Source organism: Solihabitans fulvus (genome assembly GCF_008386585.1).
Lineage (GTDB): Bacteria > Actinomycetota > Actinomycetes > Mycobacteriales > Pseudonocardiaceae > Solihabitans > Solihabitans fulvus.
In genome coordinates, this window is record NZ_VUOB01000034.1 from 1 (window position 1) to 18,417 (window position 18,417).

At 70.1% G+C, this 18,417-nt stretch carries 19 protein-coding genes; 17 read left to right on the top strand and 2 right to left on the bottom strand.

Annotation, left to right across the window (positions count from 1 at the left end):
* Positions 1-70: 70 nt before the first annotated feature.
* Complete coding sequence (locus F0L68_RS19625) at positions 71-310, bottom strand: hypothetical protein (protein WP_149851074.1); 240 nt, start codon at positions 308-310, stop codon at positions 71-73.
* A gap of 482 nt (positions 311-792) precedes the next feature.
* Positions 793-1,563: a TetR/AcrR family transcriptional regulator gene (locus F0L68_RS19630; RefSeq protein WP_223198952.1), complete on the bottom strand. Its 771-nt coding sequence runs from the start codon at positions 1,561-1,563 to the stop codon at positions 793-795.
* 79 nt (positions 1,564-1,642) lie between these two features.
* Between F0L68_RS19630 and F0L68_RS19635 the strand changes: the two genes are divergently transcribed.
* The 17 genes from F0L68_RS19635 to F0L68_RS19715 all read left to right on the top strand — a co-directional run bounded on the left by F0L68_RS19635 (position 1,643) and on the right by F0L68_RS19715 (position 18,273).
* Complete coding sequence (locus tag F0L68_RS19635) at positions 1,643-3,283, top strand: FAD-dependent oxidoreductase (RefSeq protein ID WP_149851075.1); 1,641 nt, start codon at positions 1,643-1,645, stop codon at positions 3,281-3,283.
* Positions 3,284-3,462: 179 nt separating this feature from the next.
* Entirely contained in the window at positions 3,463-4,833 is a 1,371-nt protein-coding gene (locus F0L68_RS19640; RefSeq protein ID WP_188316684.1) for an ammonium transporter, read from the top strand.
* Positions 4,833-5,171: a P-II family nitrogen regulator gene (locus F0L68_RS19645; RefSeq protein ID WP_149851076.1), complete on the top strand. Its 339-nt coding sequence runs from the start codon at positions 4,833-4,835 to the stop codon at positions 5,169-5,171. Before F0L68_RS19640 ends, F0L68_RS19645 begins: the two co-directional genes overlap by 1 nt.
* Before the next feature lie 2 nt (positions 5,172-5,173).
* Positions 5,174-7,543 (top strand): [protein-PII] uridylyltransferase, encoded by a 2,370-nt coding sequence (locus F0L68_RS19650; protein WP_149851077.1) that lies wholly within the window; start codon positions 5,174-5,176, stop codon positions 7,541-7,543.
* 600 nt (positions 7,544-8,143) lie between these two features.
* Positions 8,144-9,685, top strand: coding sequence for a signal recognition particle protein (gene ffh, locus F0L68_RS19655; protein ID WP_149851078.1), 1,542 nt, complete (start codon positions 8,144-8,146; stop codon positions 9,683-9,685).
* Between the two features lie 4 nt (positions 9,686-9,689).
* Positions 9,690-10,760 carry an amidohydrolase family protein gene (locus F0L68_RS19660; RefSeq protein WP_149851079.1) on the top strand — a complete coding sequence of 357 codons (1,071 nt, stop codon included), beginning with the start codon at positions 9,690-9,692 and terminating at the stop codon, positions 10,758-10,760.
* 34 nt (positions 10,761-10,794) lie between these two features.
* Positions 10,795-11,541: a CPBP family intramembrane glutamic endopeptidase gene (locus tag F0L68_RS19665; RefSeq protein WP_149851080.1), complete on the top strand. Its 747-nt coding sequence runs from the start codon at positions 10,795-10,797 to the stop codon at positions 11,539-11,541.
* A 119-nt stretch (positions 11,542-11,660) separates the two neighbouring features.
* Positions 11,661-12,464, top strand: coding sequence for a CPBP family intramembrane glutamic endopeptidase (locus F0L68_RS19670; RefSeq protein WP_438672299.1), 804 nt, complete (start codon positions 11,661-11,663; stop codon positions 12,462-12,464).
* A gap of 260 nt (positions 12,465-12,724) precedes the next feature.
* Positions 12,725-13,189, top strand: coding sequence for a 30S ribosomal protein S16 (gene rpsP, locus F0L68_RS19675; RefSeq protein ID WP_149851081.1), 465 nt, complete (start codon positions 12,725-12,727; stop codon positions 13,187-13,189).
* On the top strand, positions 13,186-13,425 hold the full coding sequence (locus F0L68_RS19680; protein ID WP_030468017.1) for an RNA-binding protein: 240 nt from the start codon (positions 13,186-13,188) through the stop codon (positions 13,423-13,425). Before rpsP ends, F0L68_RS19680 begins: the two co-directional genes overlap by 4 nt.
* Positions 13,426-13,442: 17 nt before the next feature.
* On the top strand, positions 13,443-13,961 hold the full coding sequence (gene rimM / locus F0L68_RS19685; protein ID WP_149851082.1) for a ribosome maturation factor RimM: 519 nt from the start codon (positions 13,443-13,445) through the stop codon (positions 13,959-13,961).
* A gap of 3 nt (positions 13,962-13,964) precedes the next feature.
* Positions 13,965-14,717, top strand: a complete 753-nt coding sequence (gene trmD, locus F0L68_RS19690; RefSeq protein ID WP_149851083.1) for a tRNA (guanosine(37)-N1)-methyltransferase TrmD — start codon at positions 13,965-13,967, stop codon at positions 14,715-14,717.
* 179 nt (positions 14,718-14,896) lie between these two features.
* Positions 14,897-15,256, top strand: coding sequence for a 50S ribosomal protein L19 (rplS, locus tag F0L68_RS19695; RefSeq protein WP_149851084.1), 360 nt, complete (start codon positions 14,897-14,899; stop codon positions 15,254-15,256).
* A gap of 33 nt (positions 15,257-15,289) precedes the next feature.
* Entirely contained in the window at positions 15,290-16,219 is a 930-nt protein-coding gene (lepB, locus tag F0L68_RS19700; RefSeq protein ID WP_149851085.1) for a signal peptidase I, read from the top strand.
* A 99-nt stretch (positions 16,220-16,318) separates the two neighbouring features.
* Complete coding sequence (gene lepB, locus F0L68_RS19705; protein ID WP_223198957.1) at positions 16,319-17,161, top strand: signal peptidase I; 843 nt, start codon at positions 16,319-16,321, stop codon at positions 17,159-17,161.
* Positions 17,162-17,164: 3 nt separating this feature from the next.
* Positions 17,165-17,953 carry a ribonuclease HII gene (locus F0L68_RS19710; protein ID WP_149851087.1) on the top strand — a complete coding sequence of 263 codons (789 nt, stop codon included), beginning with the start codon at positions 17,165-17,167 and terminating at the stop codon, positions 17,951-17,953.
* Positions 17,950-18,273, top strand: coding sequence for a DUF2469 domain-containing protein (locus tag F0L68_RS19715; protein WP_149851088.1), 324 nt, complete (start codon positions 17,950-17,952; stop codon positions 18,271-18,273). The genes F0L68_RS19710 and F0L68_RS19715 overlap by 4 nt, the downstream gene beginning before the upstream one ends.
* Positions 18,274-18,417: the final 144 nt, after the last annotated feature.

Sequence of the window (18,417 nt, forward strand, 5' to 3'; positions counted from 1 at the left end):
TCGACACCGTTCTAGCAGGGACTCCGTTGCCGGTTTCAGCGGGCTTGACAGCGCCGCCCACCCGCACACTTCACGGCCTTGCGGCTAGCCCATCACCGAACGACTCGCCACCGAACGACTCGCCACCGAACGACTCGCCACCGAACGACTCGCCACCGAACGACTCGCCACCGAACAACTCGCCACTGGACAACCCCTCACCGCGCGCCTGTCGCCGCGCGCTGTCACCGGTCGCCCTGTCGCCGCGCGCCCTGTCGCCGGTCGGCTTGTCACCGGACGCCTGGTCGCCGCGCGCCCTGTCACCGGGCACCCTGTCGCAGCTCGCCCGGTCACCGGACGGCCCGGTACCGCGCCCTGTAACCGCGCGCCCCGTCATCGGACGGCCCGGTACCGGACGGCCCGTCACTGGGCGCCCTGTCCTCGTGGTACCCCGAGGACTGGACGTCCGGCAGTCAGGCCGAGTGCTGCCTTCGCCCCTGGCCTCGCACACCTGACCGTCAAACCCGACCGCTGCCGCGCTGTCGCTGCCGCGCTGTCGCCGCCGGACGGCCGCCGCCGCGCAGCCGCTACCGCGCAGCCGCTACCGCGCAGCCGCACCGTCCTCAGCCCGCGAACCCGTCGACACAGCTTCACCCGCCTTTCGCCCGCCTCCATCCACCTCCGTTCGCCGCCTTCACCTACCTCCGTTCGCCCGTCCTCCCATTGACCTCCTTTCGCGCAGAACCTCAACTCCCGATCTCGCACTAGCCGCGATGTCGTGAGCGAAAACCGGTGCCGCCGCACCTGTCTCGTTCACGACCGCACTCCGGTGGCCGCGTACTTGGCCGCGATACCGGCCAATAAACACCCGAGGCCGAGCTCGAACTGCTCCTCGCGCCCCGGTTCCTCGGCGTCCCGAACCCGTCTGCTGATCGCGGGGTAGTCGCCACTCTCGATGACCCGCTGGATGTACGGGCCGACGGCAGCCCGCCACTGTTCCTCCGTGAGGCCGGTCTGCCGGTGTGCCTCCCGCTCGGCCAACTCCGCCACCGTCGCGCCGAGCACGAAGTCCTGCACGGCGGTCAGCACCATCGCGACGATCGTGACGTCCCGGTGCACCGGGTTCGCCGCGGTGAGCGCAAACTCGGCGTGCCGCAACGCGTTGGGGCCGAGCGCGGGCCGGCTCGACGTGATCGAGGCAAGCCACGGGTGCTGCAACATCCGCGCTCTACCCTGCCTGGCCACCAGCGTGAGATCGGCCAGCCAGTCGCCGCTCGGCGCGTCCGGCGGGTCGAACTCGCCATAGATCTCGTCGACCATCAGGTCGAGCAGGTCGTCCTTGTTGCTGACATGCCGGTACAGGGACGTCGTGCCCGAACCCAGCTCGGCCGCGATCCTTCGCATGGACACGGCGTCGAGCCCTTCGGCGTCCGCCAACTCCACGCTGGCGGTGACGATCCGATCGATGCTCAGCACCGGCCGTTCGCGCCGCGGCTGCCTGGCCACCCGCGTCCACACCAGGTCGATGCGTGGCGGCTCGTCCTCGCTGGTCATGTCGATCATCTCTCTCAGTCGGTTGCGCACACTGTACATCATGAGTACGGTGTGCGCAGTGGGAACAGTGTTCCCGGATAGTTGAGCTGAATCGAGATGAGGAGTCAACGTGTTTCCCGAACGAGTTCCGGTTCTGGTCGTCGGCGGTGGCACCGTCGGTCTGTCGGCGGCGTTGTTCCTGGCCAGGCAGGGTGTGCAGCCGCTCGTGGTCGAGCGGCACGCCGGCGTGGCCACCCATCCCAGGGCCACCGGAGTTGGTCTGCGCACGGTTGAGTTCTTTCGACAACACGGCATCGAGGAGGCGTTCCTCGCCGCGGTCCCGCGCGCCTCGGGCACCGAAGGCAAGGTGGTCGCCAGGACGCTGGCGGAGGCCGATCTCGACGAAGTCGGGTGGACGGCGCCACCGCCCGACTACGGCGACACGCTGCGGGAGGACATCAGTCCCGCGCACAGCGATCGGCGCGGCAGCTGCCCGCAGGATCGGATCGATCAGGTGCTGCTCACCGCCGCCCGCCAGCACGGAGCCGACCTCCGCAACGGCGTGGAGTTGGTCGCGCTCGAGCAGGAGGCCGACGTCGTCGTCGCGACGCTGCGCGAACGCTCCAGCGGCGCGCAACACGTGGTGCGGGCCGACTACGTGATCGCCGCGGACGGATCGGGCAGTCCGGTGCGCAGGACGCTGGGCATCGGCACCACCGGCCCAGGCAGCATGGGCGTGCCGATGGTCAACATCTATTTCCAGGCCGACCTCACCCATCTGGTGAAGGAGCACGTGCCGATCGTCTGCGAGATCACCACGCCGGAGGCCCCCGGGAACCTGATGGCGATCAACTACACCAATCGGTGGGTCTTCCACACCAGTTACGACCCGGAGCGGGGCCAACGGGCCGAGGACTTCACCACCGAACGCTGTCTCGAACTAGTTCGGGCCGCGATCGGCGTGCCCGATCTACGGGTGGAGATCCTGAGCACCTTGCCCTGGCAGGTGGCCGGCCGGCTGGCCGACCGGTTCCGGGACGGCCGTGTCTTCCTGGTCGGCGACGCTGCCCATGTCGTGCCGCCTATCGGCGCGTTCGGCCTGAACACCGGCATTGCCGACGTCCACAACCTGGCCTGGAAGCTGGTCGCGGTGCTCGAGGGCTGGGCCGGCACCGAGCTGCTGGACAGCTACGAGGCCGAGCGACGGCCGGTGGCGCGCTTCGCGCTGGACCAGGCCCTGTTGCGGATGCGACGCCCCGATCTGCATTGGAACCCGGACGGCGCCGCCGAACGCGCGGTGCTCGGCATGGCCAGCGCGCTGGTGGTGCACCTCGGCTACCGCTACGACTCGACGGCGGTGGTCGGCGCCGACACGGAGTTGCCTTCGTTGGAAGACGTGCAGCGCGACCTGGACGGCTCGCCAGGCAGTCGTGTGCCGCATTCCTGGGTGTGGCGGAGTGGCCGGCGGGTGTCCACAATGGACCTCGTCGGGTCCGAGTTCACGGTGCTCGCCGGGGCGGATGGGCACAGTTGGTGCGCGGCGGCCGAGGCTCTCGGGCTGACCGCGTACCGCGTCGGTCAGGACGGTGTGGTGGTGGATCGCGCGGGCGGCTGGCAGGACAAGGCGGGTATCGGCGCGGACGGCGCCGTGCTGGTCCGGCCGGATGGTTTCGTCGCCTGGCGCGCGTCGGCGGCCTCGGACGAACCGGAGCGGGAGCTGGACGAAGCGCTGAGTCAAGTGCTCTCGCGGGTGTCGGTGGCGGTCTCATGAGCACTATCCGTCACCGGCCGCGGCGTCGCGGATGCGCATTTCCGCTGCATTTATACGGGCCGAAACTCAGCTGTAACACCTGAGGTCCGACAGTTCACATCGCGGAAACGTGCAGGGCGGCCAGGTGAAACAGCGTGTCTCGATCCTTCTGCGGCAACAGGGGTCACCGGGAGGACAATGTGAACGCAGGAGATACCGCCTGGGTGCTTGCCAGCGCAGCTCTGGTCATGCTGATGACACCGGGGCTCGCGTTCTTCTACGGCGGCATGGTGCGCTCGAAGAGCGTGCTGAACATGCTGATGTTGAACTTCATCGCGCTCGCCGTCGTGGGCGTGCTGTGGACGCTGTACGGATACAGCCTGGCATTCAGCAACGACGGCTTTGCCGGACTGATCGGCAACTTCGACTTCGTCGGGTTGAAGAGCGCGATCGGCCACCTTGTCGGGGCGGCGAGCTCCGACGGCAAGACACCGTGGCCGGGGCCGGACGCGATTCCCGCATTGTCGTTCGTGATGTTCCAGCTGATGTTCGCGATCATCACGCCTGCGCTGATCTCCGGGGCCATCGCGGACCGGGCGAAGTTCTGGGCGTGGACGCTGTTCGTCGCGGTGTGGGTCACCGTCGTGTACTTCCCGGTGGCGCACTGGGTGTTCTCCTTCAACGGGTTCACCGGGGCGAGCAACGTCGGCGGCTGGATCGCGAACAAGCTGGGCGCGCTGGACTTCGCGGGTGGCACCGCGGTGCACATCAACGCAGGCGCGGCGGGCCTTGCCCTGGCATTGGTGCTCGGCAAGCGTCGGGGTTGGCCCAAGGAGCCGATGCGGCCACACAACGTGCCATTCGTGCTGCTTGGGGCGAGCCTGCTGTGGTTCGGCTGGTACGGCTTCAACGCGGGATCGGCGCTGTCCGCGGGTGACCTCGCGTCGGTCGCGTTCACCAACACCACGGTGGCGACCGCGACGGCCGTGCTCGGATGGCTGATCGTGGAGCAGTTCCGCGACGGCAAGCCGACCACGCTCGGCGCGGCGTCCGGTGCGGTTGCCGGGCTCGTGGCGATCACCCCGGCCTGCGGCTTCGTGAACCCGCTTGGCGCGCTGGCCATCGGGCTGATCGCTGGGGCGCTCTGTGCCCTTGCCGTCGGTCTGAAGTACCGGCTGGGCTTCGACGACTCGCTCGACGTCGTCGGTGTCCACCTGGTCGGCGGTCTGGTCGGCACGCTGCTGATCGGATTCTTCGGCACGATCAGCGCGAACTCCGCCGGCAAGGACGGCCTGTTCTACGGCGGCGGGTTCAGCCTTCTAGGCAAGCAGGCGATCGCGGCGTTCTCGGTGATGCTCTACTCGTTCGTGCTCGCGTTCGTGATCGGTTGGATCATCAACAAGACCATCGGTTTCCGGGTCGACACGGAGGCCGAGGTCACCGGCATCGACGAGGCCGAGCACGCGGAGAGCGCGTACGAGTTCGGCAGCTTCAGCGGTGGTCAGGGTCCGGGCAAGGCCAGCACGGTCGGCGCTGGGGCGACGGCTCCCGCGCTTGAGGGGAGCAAGTGATGAAGCTCGTTACCGCGATCATCAAGCCGTTCACGCTCGATGACGTCAAGGCCGCGCTCGAACAGCTCGGTGTGCAGGGTCTGACCGTCAGCGAGGTCCAGGGCTACGGCCGGCAGAAGGGGCACACCGAGGTCTACCGGGGCGCCGAGTACTCGGTGGACTTCGTCCCGAAGCTTCGCGTCGAGGTGCTCATCGACGACAGCGCGGTGGAGAAGGTGGTCGAGGCCGTCGTGGAGGCCGCTCGCACGGGCAAGATCGGCGACGGCAAGGTCTGGGTTACCCCGGTGGACACAGTTGTCCGGGTGCGCACCGGGGAGCGCGGTAACGACGCCCTGTGATCATGAGCAACGGTGACAACGGCGGTGCCGGCGGCCCCTCCGTCGTCACGGCGGACGACCTGGTGCGGGCGCGCGAGCGGCTGCTCGCACCAGGTCGGCGTCGGCTGACCGCCGAGGAGCTTCGCGAGGCGCTGGTCGACCTGCACGAGTTCTGGCTGATCGCTCATGCCGGTGCCGCTGGCGTTGGCGGCGAGTCGGGCGGCGGGCTCGCGCTGGTCACGGTCGGCGGCCTCGGGCGGCGGGAGCTGGTGCCCTACTCCGACCTCGACCTCGTCCTGGTGCACAACGGCCACAAGGACGTCGACGCGGTGGTCGAGAAGCTGTGGTACCCGCTGTGGAACTCGGGTATCGGGCTGGATCACTCGGTTCGGACGGTGGGCGAGGCGCTGCGGGTGGCCGACAGCGACCTGCGCACCGCGCTCGGCCTGCTGGACGTCCGGCACCTGTCGGGCGACCAGGAGATCTCCCAGCGCCTGTCGGAGAGCGCCCGCCAGGCGTGGCGCTCCGGCGTGCGCAACAGGCTGGACGAGCTGGCCGAGTCGGCCGGCAAGCGGTGGGCCCGCAGCGGCGAGGTGGCCCACCGGGTCGAGCCGGATCTCAAGCACGGCAAGGGCGGCCTGCGTGACGTGGCGCTGCTGGATGCGTTGGCCGCGGGCCAGCTCATCGACCGGCCCGGCCCCGAGGTGAACGAGGCGCGTCGCCTGCTGCTGGACGTGCGCACCGAGCTGCGGCGCTCCAGCCGCAAGCCACGGGACGTGCTCCGCGCGCAGGATGGCGACGAGGTGGCGGCCGCGTTGGGCCTCGCCGACCGGTTCGCGCTGGCCAAGGCGCTGTCCTCGGCGGCGAGGACCGTGGTCTACGCCGTGGATGTGGCGATGCGCTCCGCGCGCGCGTCGGCGCCGAAGCGGAGCCTGCTGTCGCCGCTGCGCCGGACACCCTCGCGGCGGCCGCTGGACGACGGTGTGGTGCTGCACGGTGCCGAGGTGGCGCTCGCCAGGGACGCCGTGCCGAGCAAGGATCCGGCACTGCTGTTGCGGGTGGCCACGGCCGCGGCGCGCAGCAAGCACCCGATTGCGGCCGGCACGCTCGCGCGGCTGGCGGAGTCCGCTCCCGAGCTGCGCGGGCCCTGGCCGAGGGATGCCAGGGAGGAGCTGCTCGCCCTGCTCGGCGCAGGCCCCGGCATGGTCGACGTGGTGGAGGCGCTGGACCGCACCGGGCTGTGGGGCCGGCTGTTCCCGGAGTGGGGTGCGGTCCGCGACCTGCCGCCACGGGACGCCGCGCACACCTGGACGGTGGATCGGCACCTGGTGCAGACGACGGCGTACGCGGCGCGCCTGGTCACCAGGGTGTCCCGACCCGACCTGTTGCTGCTCGGCGCGCTCCTGCACGACATCGGCAAGGGGCGCGAGCTCGACCACTCCGAGGTCGGCGCAGCCCTGGCCGCGCAGGTCGGCGAGCGGCTCGGCCTGTGGCCGTCGGACGTGGAAACCCTGTCCGAGCTGGTCCGGCACCACCTGCTGCTGCCGCACACCGCGACCAGGCGGGACGTTGCGGACGAGGCCACCGTGCGGCGGGTGCTCGACACCCTTGACGGCGACCCGGTGTTGCTGGAGCTGCTGCACGCGCTCACCGAGGCCGATGCGATGGCCACCGGTCCCGGTGTGTGGACGGAGTGGAAGTCGTCGCTGATCAACGACCTGGTGCGGCGGTGTCGGGCGATGATGGCGGGGGATCCCCAGCCCCGGCCGGAGCCGTTGGACGAGGCGCAACGGGCGCTGGCCGAGGTCGCCGTCGCGGCGGGTCGGCCCAACATCGTGCTCGCCAAAGGGCCGCATTCCGCCGAGGTGACGGTCGTCGCGCCGGATCGGCGCGGGCTGCTGTCCAGGACGGCCGGGGTCCTCGCGCTGCACTCGCTCGAGGTGCACACCGCCACGGTGCGCAGTCACGCCGGGGCCGCCGTCGAGGTGTTCACGGTGTCGCCGAGGTTCGGTTCGCTGCCGGACGTCACGCTGCTGCGTGAGCAACTGACCAGAGCGCTGGAAGGTTCGCTGCCGCTCGCGGAGAAGTTGGTCGCGAAGGAGCAGGACTACGGTGGCCCGCCGATCGATCCGCCGCCGGTGAAGGTGCTGTGGTTCGACGACGAGGCGTCCGGTGCCGTCGTGCTCGAACTGCGTGCCGCCGACCGGATCGGGCTGCTGCATCGGGTCGCCGACGCGCTCGAACGATGCGGCATGGACGTGTTGTGGGCGCGGGTGGCGACCCTGGGCGGCACCGTGGTCGACTCGTTCAGCTTGGCCGTCGACGGCGGCGAGACGCTGGACTCGGCCACTCGGCGGGCGGTCGAGCGGGCCGTGTTGGACGCCGCCCGCTGATCACGCTACGAGTACGCAAACGCTCGCCAGATACGTCCAATTGGGTGGAAACAACCCCCTTCCGTGATGCGTAGCATTACGCACTGCACATAGCGGGTGCTCACGCTGCCTGCGGAGATGGGTCACCGGGCAGTCTCTTCCCTGTGACGCGGTGAGGGAACCGAGGCCAGGGGGCCGCCCAGTGACCGGGGGGTTGGGGCGGCGGGGGCCGAGGTAGGGGTGCCGAGTCGCATCGCGAGCTGTCCGAGGCGGCCTGATGAGGGGTCGGGCCGCCTCAGGGCAGCTCGACCCATCCTCGGGATGAGCCCCGCGTTGGTGACGATCGCCGCGTTGGTGACGATCGCTGCACCCGTATCCCCGATCCACCGGTCTGCGATGTCGTGCGGCCGCCGCCGGCTCGGCCCGCCGAAGACCAGCCGAAGACCATCTGACGCCGGCCCGGCGCCGGCCGGGCACCAGCCAGGGACGGCCCCCGCGCCCGCTTTGCCGCGCAGGTCGAGCCGGTTGTGCACGGTCGAGGGTGTCGAGCGGCTACCCTCGTTGTTACTTCGTCAGTGAAGTCGACGAAGTCTCCGACGATTTGCGAGGTCTGGCGGCACCGTGTTCGACACCCTCTCCGACCGGCTCACCTCGGTCCTGCAAAACCTGCGCGGCAAGGGTCGGCTCTCCGACGCCGACATCGACGCGACCTGCCGCGAGATCCGCATCGCGCTGCTCGAAGCGGACGTCGCGCTGCCCGTCGTGAAGTCGTTCATCGCGGGCATCAAGGAGCGGGCCAAGGGCTCCGAGGTGTCCCAGGCGCTCAACCCGGCCCAACAGGTCGTCAAGATCGTCAACGAGGAACTGGTCAACATCCTCGGCGGCGAGACCCGCAGGCTGAACCTCGCCAAGAACCCGCCGACGGTGATCATGCTCGCCGGCCTCCAGGGCGCCGGCAAGACGACGCTGGCCGGCAAGCTGGCCAAGTGGCTGCGCGGCCAGGGGCACGCGCCGCTGCTCGTCGCCTGCGACCTCCAGCGGCCCAACGCGGTGACCCAGCTCCAGGTGGTCGGCGAGCGCGCCGGCGTCACCGTGTTCGCGCCGGAGCCGGGCAACGGCGTCGGCGACCCGGTCGACGTGGCCCGCCGAGGCATCGAGGAGGCGCGCCGCGCCCAGCACGACGTCGTGGTCGTGGACACCGCCGGCCGGCTGGGTGTCGACGAGGAGATGATGCGTCAGGCTGCGGACATCCGCACCGCCGTCCAGCCGGACGAGGTGCTGTTCGTGGTCGACGCCATGATCGGCCAGGACGCGGTGACTACCGCCGAGGCGTTCCGCGACGGTGTCGGCTTCACCGGCGTGGTGCTCACCAAGCTCGACGGCGACGCCAGGGGTGGCGCCGCGCTGAGCGTCCGCGAGGTGACCGGCCAGCCGATCATGTTCGCCTCCAACGGGGAGAAGCTGGAGGACTTCGACGTCTTCCACCCCGATCGGATGGCCAGCCGCATCCTCGGCATGGGCGACATGCTCACCCTGATCGAGCAGGCCGAGCAGGCGTTCGACGCCGAGCAGGCCCAGGTCGCCGCGCAGAAGATCGGCACGGGGGAGCTGACGCTTGAGGACTTCCTCGAGCAGATGCTCGCCGTCCGCAAGATGGGGCCGCTGGCCAACCTGATCGGCATGCTGCCCGGCGCTGGCCAGATGAAGGACCAGCTGGCCCAGCTTGACGAGAAGCACCTCGACCGGGTGCAGGCGATCATCCGGGGCATGACCCCGGCCGAGCGGGCCGACCCGAAGATGATCAACGCCTCGCGGCGGCTCCGCATCGCCAACGGATCCGGCGTGAAGGTCAGCGACGTCAACGAGATCGTCAACCGGTTCTTCGACGCCAGGAAGATGATGGCGCAGATGGCCGGCCGGTTCGGTCTGCCCGGCGGCGGCAGCAAGAACCGCAAGGGCAAGAAGGGGAAGAAGGGGAAGGGACGCGGCCCGACTCCGCCGAAGTTCAAGGGCGGTCTGCCCGGCATGATGCCCGGCGGCTTCCCCGGCGGCATGCCGGGGATGGGCGCGGGTCCCGCCGAGCTGCCCCCCGGCCTCAACGGCGGCCTCGACCAGCTGCCCCCCGGTTTCGACCCGTCCAAGCTCAAGTTCGGCAAGAACTGACTCGATGAGCGGACTGCACCTGCGCGGCACCGTCCTGCCCGACGGCGAGGCACGCGACCTGTGGGTCGTCAACGGCCGCGTGCGCACCAAGCCGGTGCCCGGCGCGCGCACCGTGGTGGACGGCGGGTTCCTGCTGCCCGGCCTCGTCGACGCGCACTGCCACGTCGGCATCGGGCCGAAGGGCCCGGTCGAGCTGGCCGAGGCGGCCGAGCAGGCCGAGATCGACCGCGACACCGGGACCCTGCTGATCAGGGACTGCGGTTCGCCCATCGACACCCGGCCGTTGCAGGAGCGCCTCGACCTGCCGAGGATTGTGCGCGCTGGCCGGCACCTGGCCAGGCCGAAGCGGTACATCCCGTACCTGGGCGTCGAGCTGACCGACCAGGAGTTGCTGCCGGCCGCCGTGGCCGAGCAGGTCGCCTACGGGGACGGCTGGGTCAAGCTGGTCGGCGACTGGATTGACCGGCCGACCGGGGATCTCGCGCCGCTGTGGTCCGACGAGGTGCTGGCGCAGTCCATCAAGATCGCGCACGAGGGCGGTGCGCGGGTCACCGCGCACGTGTTCGGCGAGGACGCGATTCCCGGCCTGCTCGCCGCCGGTATCGACTGCATCGAGCACGGCACCGGCCTCACTGACGCGACCATCGCGGACATGGCCGAGGCCGGCACCGCGCTGGTGCCGACGTTGATCAACGTGGAGAACTTCCCGTCGATCGCGTCTGCGGCGACCAAGTACCCGGACTACGCGGCCCACATGACCGAGCTGTACCGGCGGGCGCCCGCCGCGATCAGCGCGGCCATCGAGGCGGGGGTCCGGGTGTTCGCGGGCACCGATGCGGGTGGCGGCATCGAGCACGGCAGGATCGTCGACGAGATCGTCGCGCTGCACCGAGCCGGAATGTCTGCGGAGCAGGCGATCGGCGCGGCCTCCTGGGCGGCCCGCGAATGGCTCGGCTACCCCGGTCTCGTCGAGGGCGCGCCTGCGGACATCGTGGTCTACCCGAGTGATCCGAGGGCCGATCTCGAGGTGCTGCGCTCGCCGAGCGCCATCATGTTGCGTGGTCGCCTGATCTAGGCGCCGAGCCACGGGCCGAGCCTGGGAGTGCGCGGTGGACGAGCAGGGACAGCCGGGCACGCCGCCGCTCGCCGAGCCGGCGCGGGCCGCCGCGCACTGGGGGTTCGCGGCCTTCTTCGCGGGCATCGGCGGCTACTACCTCGTCACGCTGGTCCTCACCGCGACGCTGCCGGGCCGGTTCACCCAGTTCGAGTCCGCGGGCCGGCCGGTGCTCGGCCCGTTGCTGCTGCTCGCCTTCCTGCCCAACCTGTTCCTCGGCCTCGGCCCGCTGGTGGCGTCCTGGTGGAAGGGCGCTGGGCCCGCCAGGGACTTCGGGCTGCTGCCGACCTGGCGCGACGTCCGCGTCGGCCTCGCCTGCGGCGGGTTCTCGCTGTTCGCCGGCTGGTCCATCGGGGTGCTGCTGTACCTGGTGCACGACGGGGCGGTCGGCGGCTCGCCGCTGGACGACCTCGGTGCGCTCGCCGGCGGCCGGTCGGTCTGGCTCGCGTTGGCCGCGCTGTTCCTGCTGCTCGGCGCCCCGCTGACCGAGGAGCTGCTGGTGCGCGGCGCGCTGTGGGGCGCGTTGGCGCACTACCGGGTGCCGCGTCTGGCGATACTCGCGCTGACCGCGTTGATCTTCGCGTTCCTGCACGAGGAGTCCTGGCGCACGCTGAGCCTGTTCGCCCAGGGCGTCGCCATCGGCTGGGCGAGGATGACGACGGGTCGGGTCGGGGCGAGCCTGGTGGCGCACGGGGCGAACAACCTGCTGCCAGCCGTGTACCTGTTCTTCTCCGTGAGCTGACCCTGTTCTGTTCATTGGGCCCGGCACCTGTGCCGGCCAACCGGACTACTCTCGGCTGACACGGCTCGCTGCTGGAGCGAAGGCAGCCTGGGACAGCGACCGGCTCGACGGAGGCGCATGTGCACTCAACAGACGCACCGGAGCCCTCGGGGGAATCCGCCGACACCCGCACCGGCCTGCTGGCCAGCGTGCGGGCGATCCAGCAGGAGCGCCCGAGGGAATGTCAGGGACAGCGATGGGGATTCGGCGCGTTCCTGCTGACCGAGGCCGTCTTCATCCTGTCCGCGGTGTTCATCGGCGCGATCGCGCGGCGGCTCATGCCCGATCCGGCGGACTCGGTGACGGTCATCCTCGTCGCGTCGATGGTGCCGACGGTGCTGGCGGCGGGGGTCGCCGTGCTGGCCACGGTGGTCCGAGGTAACGGTCCGCTGATCGACCTGCGGCTCCAGTGGCGGTGGAGCGACGTCAAGGTGGGTCTCAAGCTCGGCCTTGCCGGGCTCGCGCTCACCTATGTCGCGGCGGCCGTGTGGTCGAAGGTCGTCGGCCAGCAGAACGCGACGTCGGCGATCGGGTCGCTGGTGGACGGCAAGGCGATGCCGGTGTCGGCCGCCGTGGTGATGTTCCTGTACGTGTGTCTGCTCGCGCCGCTGTGCGAGGAGCTGATCTACCGGGGGCTGCTGTGGGGCGCGATCGAGCGGCTGCGCTGGAGCAGGTGGGCGGCGTTCGTGCTGAGCACGGCGATCTTCGCCGCGGGCCACCTCGAACCGCTGCGCACGTCGCTGCTGCTGGTCATCGCCCTGCCGATCGGGTTCGCCAGGTTGATCACCGGCAGGCTGACCGCGAGCGTGGTGGCGCACGTGATCAACAACTTCCTGCCCGGCCTGACGTTTCTGCTGATCTCGCTCGGCGTGATGCGGGCCTGACCCGTCGCCGCGTGCGATCGGTCACGTTCCGCCGCGCGAACCCCGCGTCGACGCCCTCGAACACCGAGGTTTCGCCAGTGAAACGGCACACCGATTCGTGTGGCGTGCTGGCCGTCTGGCAGAATGGCTGGTTGTCTGCCGTGGCCGGACCCTCTCACCGCGCCATGGTTGCCATGATCTCTGGGCGCTCGGACCCGTCCCCACTCGGGTGAAGAGTGCTCGCACCTGAGTAAACGAGAGCTTGAGGAGCACCCCAACCCGTGGCCGTCAAGATCAAGCTGCAGAGGCTTGGCAAGATCCGTCAGCCGTACTACCGGATCGTTGTCGCCGACGCCCGCACCCGTCGCAGTGGCAAGGCGATCGAGACGATCGGCAAGTACCACCCCAAGCAGGAGCCGAGCTTCATCGAGGTCGACTCCGAGCGGGCGCAGTACTGGCTGAGCGTCGGCGCGCAGCCCACCGACTCCGTCCAGAACCTGCTGAAGATCACCGGTGACTGGCAGAAGTTCAAGGGCCTGCCGGGCGCCGAGGGCACGCTGAAGCACCGCGAGCCCAAGCCGGACAAGGCCGTGCTGTTCGCCGCCGCGCTTGCCGCCGCTGGCGAGGAGCCGATGGCCGAGGCCACCACCCAGAAGAAGAAGGGTGGCGCCAAGTCCGAGAAGGCTGCGACCAAGGATGAGAGCGGCGAGCCCGCCGCTGAGAAGGCCGAGGGCGGCGAGGCGTGAGCTTGCTCGCGGACGCCCTTGAGCACCTCGTCCGCGGCATCGTCGACCACCCGGACGACGTGCGCGTCAACCTGGTCACCACGCGTCGAGGCCGCACCCTTGAGGTGCACGTCCACCCGGACGACCTCGGCAAGGTGATCGGGCGCGGCGGACGCACGGCGACCGCTCTGCGCACCGTGATGGCCGGCATCGGCGGTCGTGGTGTGCGGGTCGACGTGGTCGACACCGATCGCTGAACGGACGCACCCAACGCATGGACGTCGTTATTGGCCGGGTGGCCAAGGCGCATGGAATCACCGGCGAACTGTCCGTTGACCTGCGCACTGACTCACCCGAAGTCCGCTTTGCCATCGGCGCGGTCTTGGCCGCGCGTCTGCGTGACGGTGCGTCGCGGAGTCTCACCGTGGCAGCCGCCCGGCCTCACGCCGGGCGGCTGCTGGTGCGTTTCGAGGAGGTCCTGACCAGGGACGTCGCCGAGACCCTTCGCGGCACGCTGCTGCTCGCCGACACCGCCGACCTGCCACCGACCGGGGATCCGGACGAGTTCTACGACCACGAGCTCGAGGGCCTCGCTGCGGTGCTGCTGGACGGCACCCAGGTCGGCACCGTGCTCGAGATCGCGCACGGCGCGGGCGGCGAGCTGCTCGTGATCCGGCGCGAGGGCGGCGGCGAGCTGCTGGTGCCGTTCGTGCGGGAGATCGTGCCGCAGGTGGACGTGCGCGGCGGCCGCGTCGTGCTCGACCCGCCGGACGGCCTGCTGGACGAGGCCTGATCCGTGCGCATCGACGTTCTCACGATCTTTCCCGAGTACCTGGCCCCGATGCGGGCCGCGCTGCTCGGCAGGGCCATCGACCGGGGCCTGCTCAGCCTCGACGTGCACGACCTGCGGAACTGGACCCACGACGTGCACCGGGCGGTGGACGACAGCCCCTACGGCGGCGGCCCCGGCATGGTGATGAAGCCGGACGTGTGGGGTCCTGCCCTGGACGAGGTGTGCGCTGGCGACCCGACGCCGAGGCTGGTCGTGCCGACCCCGGCCGGCCGGCCGTTCACCCAGGAACTGGTCCACGAGTACGCCACCGAGCAGCGGCTGGTGTTCGCCTGCGGTCGCTACGAGGGCATCGACCAGCGGGTCGTCGACGACGCCGCGACCCGGATGCGGGTGGACGAGGTGTCGATCGGCGACTACGTGCTGGTCGGCGGCGAGGTCGCGGTGCTGGTGATGGTCGAGGCGGTGGCCAGGTTCCTGCCAGGCGTGCTCGGCAACCCCGCGTCGGCGGCGCAGGACTCGTTCTCTGACGGTCTGTTGGAGGGCCCCAGCTACACCCGGCCGGAAGTGTGGCGGGAGCGGCCGGTGCCCGACGTGCTCCGGTCCGGCAACCACGCCCTGATCGACCGCTGGCGGCGGGACCAGTCGCTGGAGCGGACGCTGCGCCGCCGCCCGGAACTGCTCGACGCGCTGCCGGACAGCTCGTTCGACAAACACGACCGTGCCCTGCTCAGCCGCCTGCGCGAGCAGGAGCAATAGGGTCGATTTCCGGTCTGCCTGCCCCATCTGGCACACTGGACAGGTTGCTGCTGCCGGACACGTGTTCGGCGCGCACCACAAGCCCACCCCAGGTTTGGTCGCGGCCAGGTCGCCTAGCGTAGATCGGTCGCGCCCGTGGGGAGTACGGAAGACACCCGAAGGACGAGGACGGACCACCGATGAACACCCTGGACGCTCTTGACGCCCAGTCGCTGCGTTCCGACATCCCGAGCTTCCGGCCGGGCGACACGCTGAAGGTTCACGTCCGCGTCATCGAGGGCTCCCGCGAGCGGGTCCAGGTGTTCCAGGGCGTCGTCATCCGTCGCTCGGGCGGCGGCGTGCGTGAGACCTTCACGGTTCGCAAGGTCTCGTTCGGCGTCGGCGTTGAGCGCACCTTCCCGGTGCACTCGCCCAACATCGCCCAGATCGAGGTCGCCACCCGTGGTGACGTGCGTCGCGCCAAGCTGTACTACCTGCGCGACCTCCGCGGCAAGGCCGCCAAGATCAAGGAGAAGCGCGACGCTCGGCCGGCCTCCTGACGGATGGCCCGCCGGCTGCCGTAGCCTGCCTACGTGGCAGACCCCGTGCGTTCCACCGCAGCTGAGGACGACCCTGATCGTCCAGACGGAGTAGCCGAGGACCCCGCCCCCGAGTCTGACTCGGGGCGGGGCCGGCACTCCGGCAAGGCCAAGAAGAAGACGCCGTTCTGGCGCGAAGTGTTGATCCTCTTCGTGACCGCGATCGTGCTGACCTTCCTCATCCAGACCTTCCTGGCCCGCGTGTACGTCATCCCGTCGCAGTCAATGGAGCAGACCCTTCACGGGTGCACCGGCTGCACGAACGACCGGGTGCTGGTGGACAAGGTCACCTACGACTTCTCCGACCCGTCGCCGGGCGACGTCGTCGTGTTCCGGGGGCCGGACTCCTGGCTACAGAACGAGTTCCGCTCGGACCGGTCGAGCAACTTCCTGGTCCGAGGGATCCAGCAGGTCGCGTCGCTGATCGGGCTGGCCCCGCCGGACGAGCGCGACTTCGTCAAGCGGGTCATCGCCACCGGCGGTCAGACCGTGCAGTGCTGCGACGCGCAGCATCGGGTCATCGTCGACGGCAAGGCGCTGGACGAGCCCTACATCTACTGGATGCCCGGCACCGGCCCGCAGGACATGCCGCCGTTCGAACCGGTGAAGGTCCCCCAGGGTGATCTCTGGGTGATGGGCGACAACCGGATGAACTCCTGCGACTCGCGCTGCCAGGGCGGCGGCGGCGAGCGCGGCGTCGTGCCAGTGTCCAACGTGATCGGCAAGGCCAGGTTCATCGTGTTGCCGCCGTCCCGGTGGCAGGGCATCGGCGATCACAACGCGCAGGCCGCCGCGATCGGCGCACCGGCGTGGCAGGTCGGCGTGCCGGCCGGTGTCGGCTTCGCCGCCGCGTGGCCGACGCTGTGGCTCGGCAGGCGGATCAGGACCAAGCTCGTGGCGGCGCGGACCACGACGTCGGGCTGAGCCCGGCTGGCCGGTTGCCGGTGGATCACGCTGGGTACGCTGGTGAATGTGTCAGACGTCGCGTCGGGGGGACCGACATTCGAGGACTCCGAGGACGCCGTGGTGGCGGGGGCGACCCACCCGCCACCACGCAAGTCCCGGCGTAAGCGTTCGTTCTGGCAGGAGCTGCCCATCCTGATCGGTGTCGCGCTCGTGCTGGTGTTCCTGATCCAGACCTTCGTCGGCAGGGTGTACCTGATCCCGTCGCAGTCGATGGAACAGACGCTGCACGGCTGCGCCGGTTGCGTCGGCGACCGCGTGCTCGTGGACAAGATGCTCTACGACTTCACCCATCCGGCGCCCGGTGAGGTGGTCGTCTTCAAGGGCCCCGACACCTGGGACCACTCGGAGGCCGCGCCGCGCTCGGACAACGTGCTGGTGCGCTGGCTCCAGCAGGCCGGCTCGATGGTTGGGCTCGCCGCGCCGGACGAGGAGGACTTCGTCAAGCGGGTCATCGCGGTCGGCGGGCAGACCGTGCGCTGTTGCGACTCGTCGAACCACGTGATCGTGGACGGCAAGGCGCTGGACGAGCCGTACGTGTACTGGGAGCCGGGCAGGAGCACCGTCCAGGACTCCTTCGCCGAGGTGAAGGTGCCGGACGGCTACCTGTTCGTGATGGGCGACAACCGCAACGACTCGCGGGACTCGCGGTACCAGGGCAACGGCGGGGTCGCCGGCCTGGTGCCGGTGGACAACGTCATCGGCAAGGCGCGGTTCGTCGTGCTGCCCCCCTCGCGCTGGCAGGGGGTCGGGGACCACAATCCGCAGGCGACCGTGCTGAGCGCGCCGGCATGGCAGCAGGCGGTGCCCGTCGGGGTCGCGTTCGCGGCGGCCTGGCCGGTGTTGCTGCTCGGGCGCGGCGCGCGGCGGCGGTTGCGGACGTGGCGGGAAGGGCGACGGTAGACGATGGCGGTCAGCTCGGACGTGTTGCGCCCGCCGAGGGCTGTGGTGCGGCGGACCTCGGGGAACTGGGCGCTCCAGGCGGCCCTTGACCGCCGGGGGCTCGGACCGGTTGCCGGGGTGGACGAGGCGGGGCGCGGAGCCTGCGCCGGTCCGCTGGTGATCGCCTCCTGTGTCCTCCGACCGGGTGATGCTGCCAAGTTCGACGGGCTCACCGACTCGAAGTTGCTCACCGCAGCGGCCCGGGATCGGATGTTCGACGTGGTCAGGGCCAGGGCGGTGGACTTCGCCGTTGTGGTGGTGCCGGCCAGCGAGATCGACCTGATCGGCGTGCACGTCGCCAACATCGAGGGGATGCGGCGGGCGGTGGCCAGACTGACGACGCATCCCGGATACGTGCTGGTGGACGGCTTCCGGGTGCCGGGGTTGACGGCGCCGAGCATGCCGGTGGTCAAGGGCGACCAGGCCGCCGCGTGCGTGGCGGCGGCATCGGTGTTGGCGAAGGTCACCAGGGACCGGATCATGTCCGGGCTGCACGAGGAACTCCCCGCATACGGGTTTCACGTGCACAAGGGGTACTCGACGGCCGAGCACAGCTCCGCGTTGCTCGAACACGGGCCGAGCGCGGAGCATCGGTGGTCGTATGCGAACGTGACATCAGCGGCGGTCGCGCACGGGCTTCGGCCGCCACGCCGGGTGGTGCGCAGCATGGCAGCGCTCGGCGTAGTCCAGAATGGGGAGCCCCCCGCGATCGGGGTGGCAAGCTCGCGACGAGGAGGGGCGCGGATCCGATGAGCGCGGAAGATCTCGAGAAGTACGAGACCGAGATGGAGCTGCAGCTCTACAAGGAGTACCGCGACATCGTCGGTCAGTTCTCCTTCGTGGTGGAGACCGAACGGCGGTTCTACCTGGCCAACGCGGTCGACGTGCAGGTGCGGAACGCCGACGGCGAGGTGTACTTCGAGGTGCGGATGTCCGACGCCTGGGTGTGGGACATGTACCGGCCGGCTCGGTTCGTGAAGAACGTCAGGGTGATCACCTTCAAGGACGTCAACGTGGAGGAGCTGGACAAGCCCGACCTGCGGCTGCCGGAAGACGGCCCGTTCAACGGCTGAAACCTTTCTGCTTACCACCTGACACCGACTCTCGGCCCCGGAGCACCGCTCCGGGGCCGAAGTTGTCCACAACCCATCCAGTCATCCACAGCTCGGCACCAGCCGATGGCACAGGATCCGCTTTCCCGGCACGGTCATGCCAGA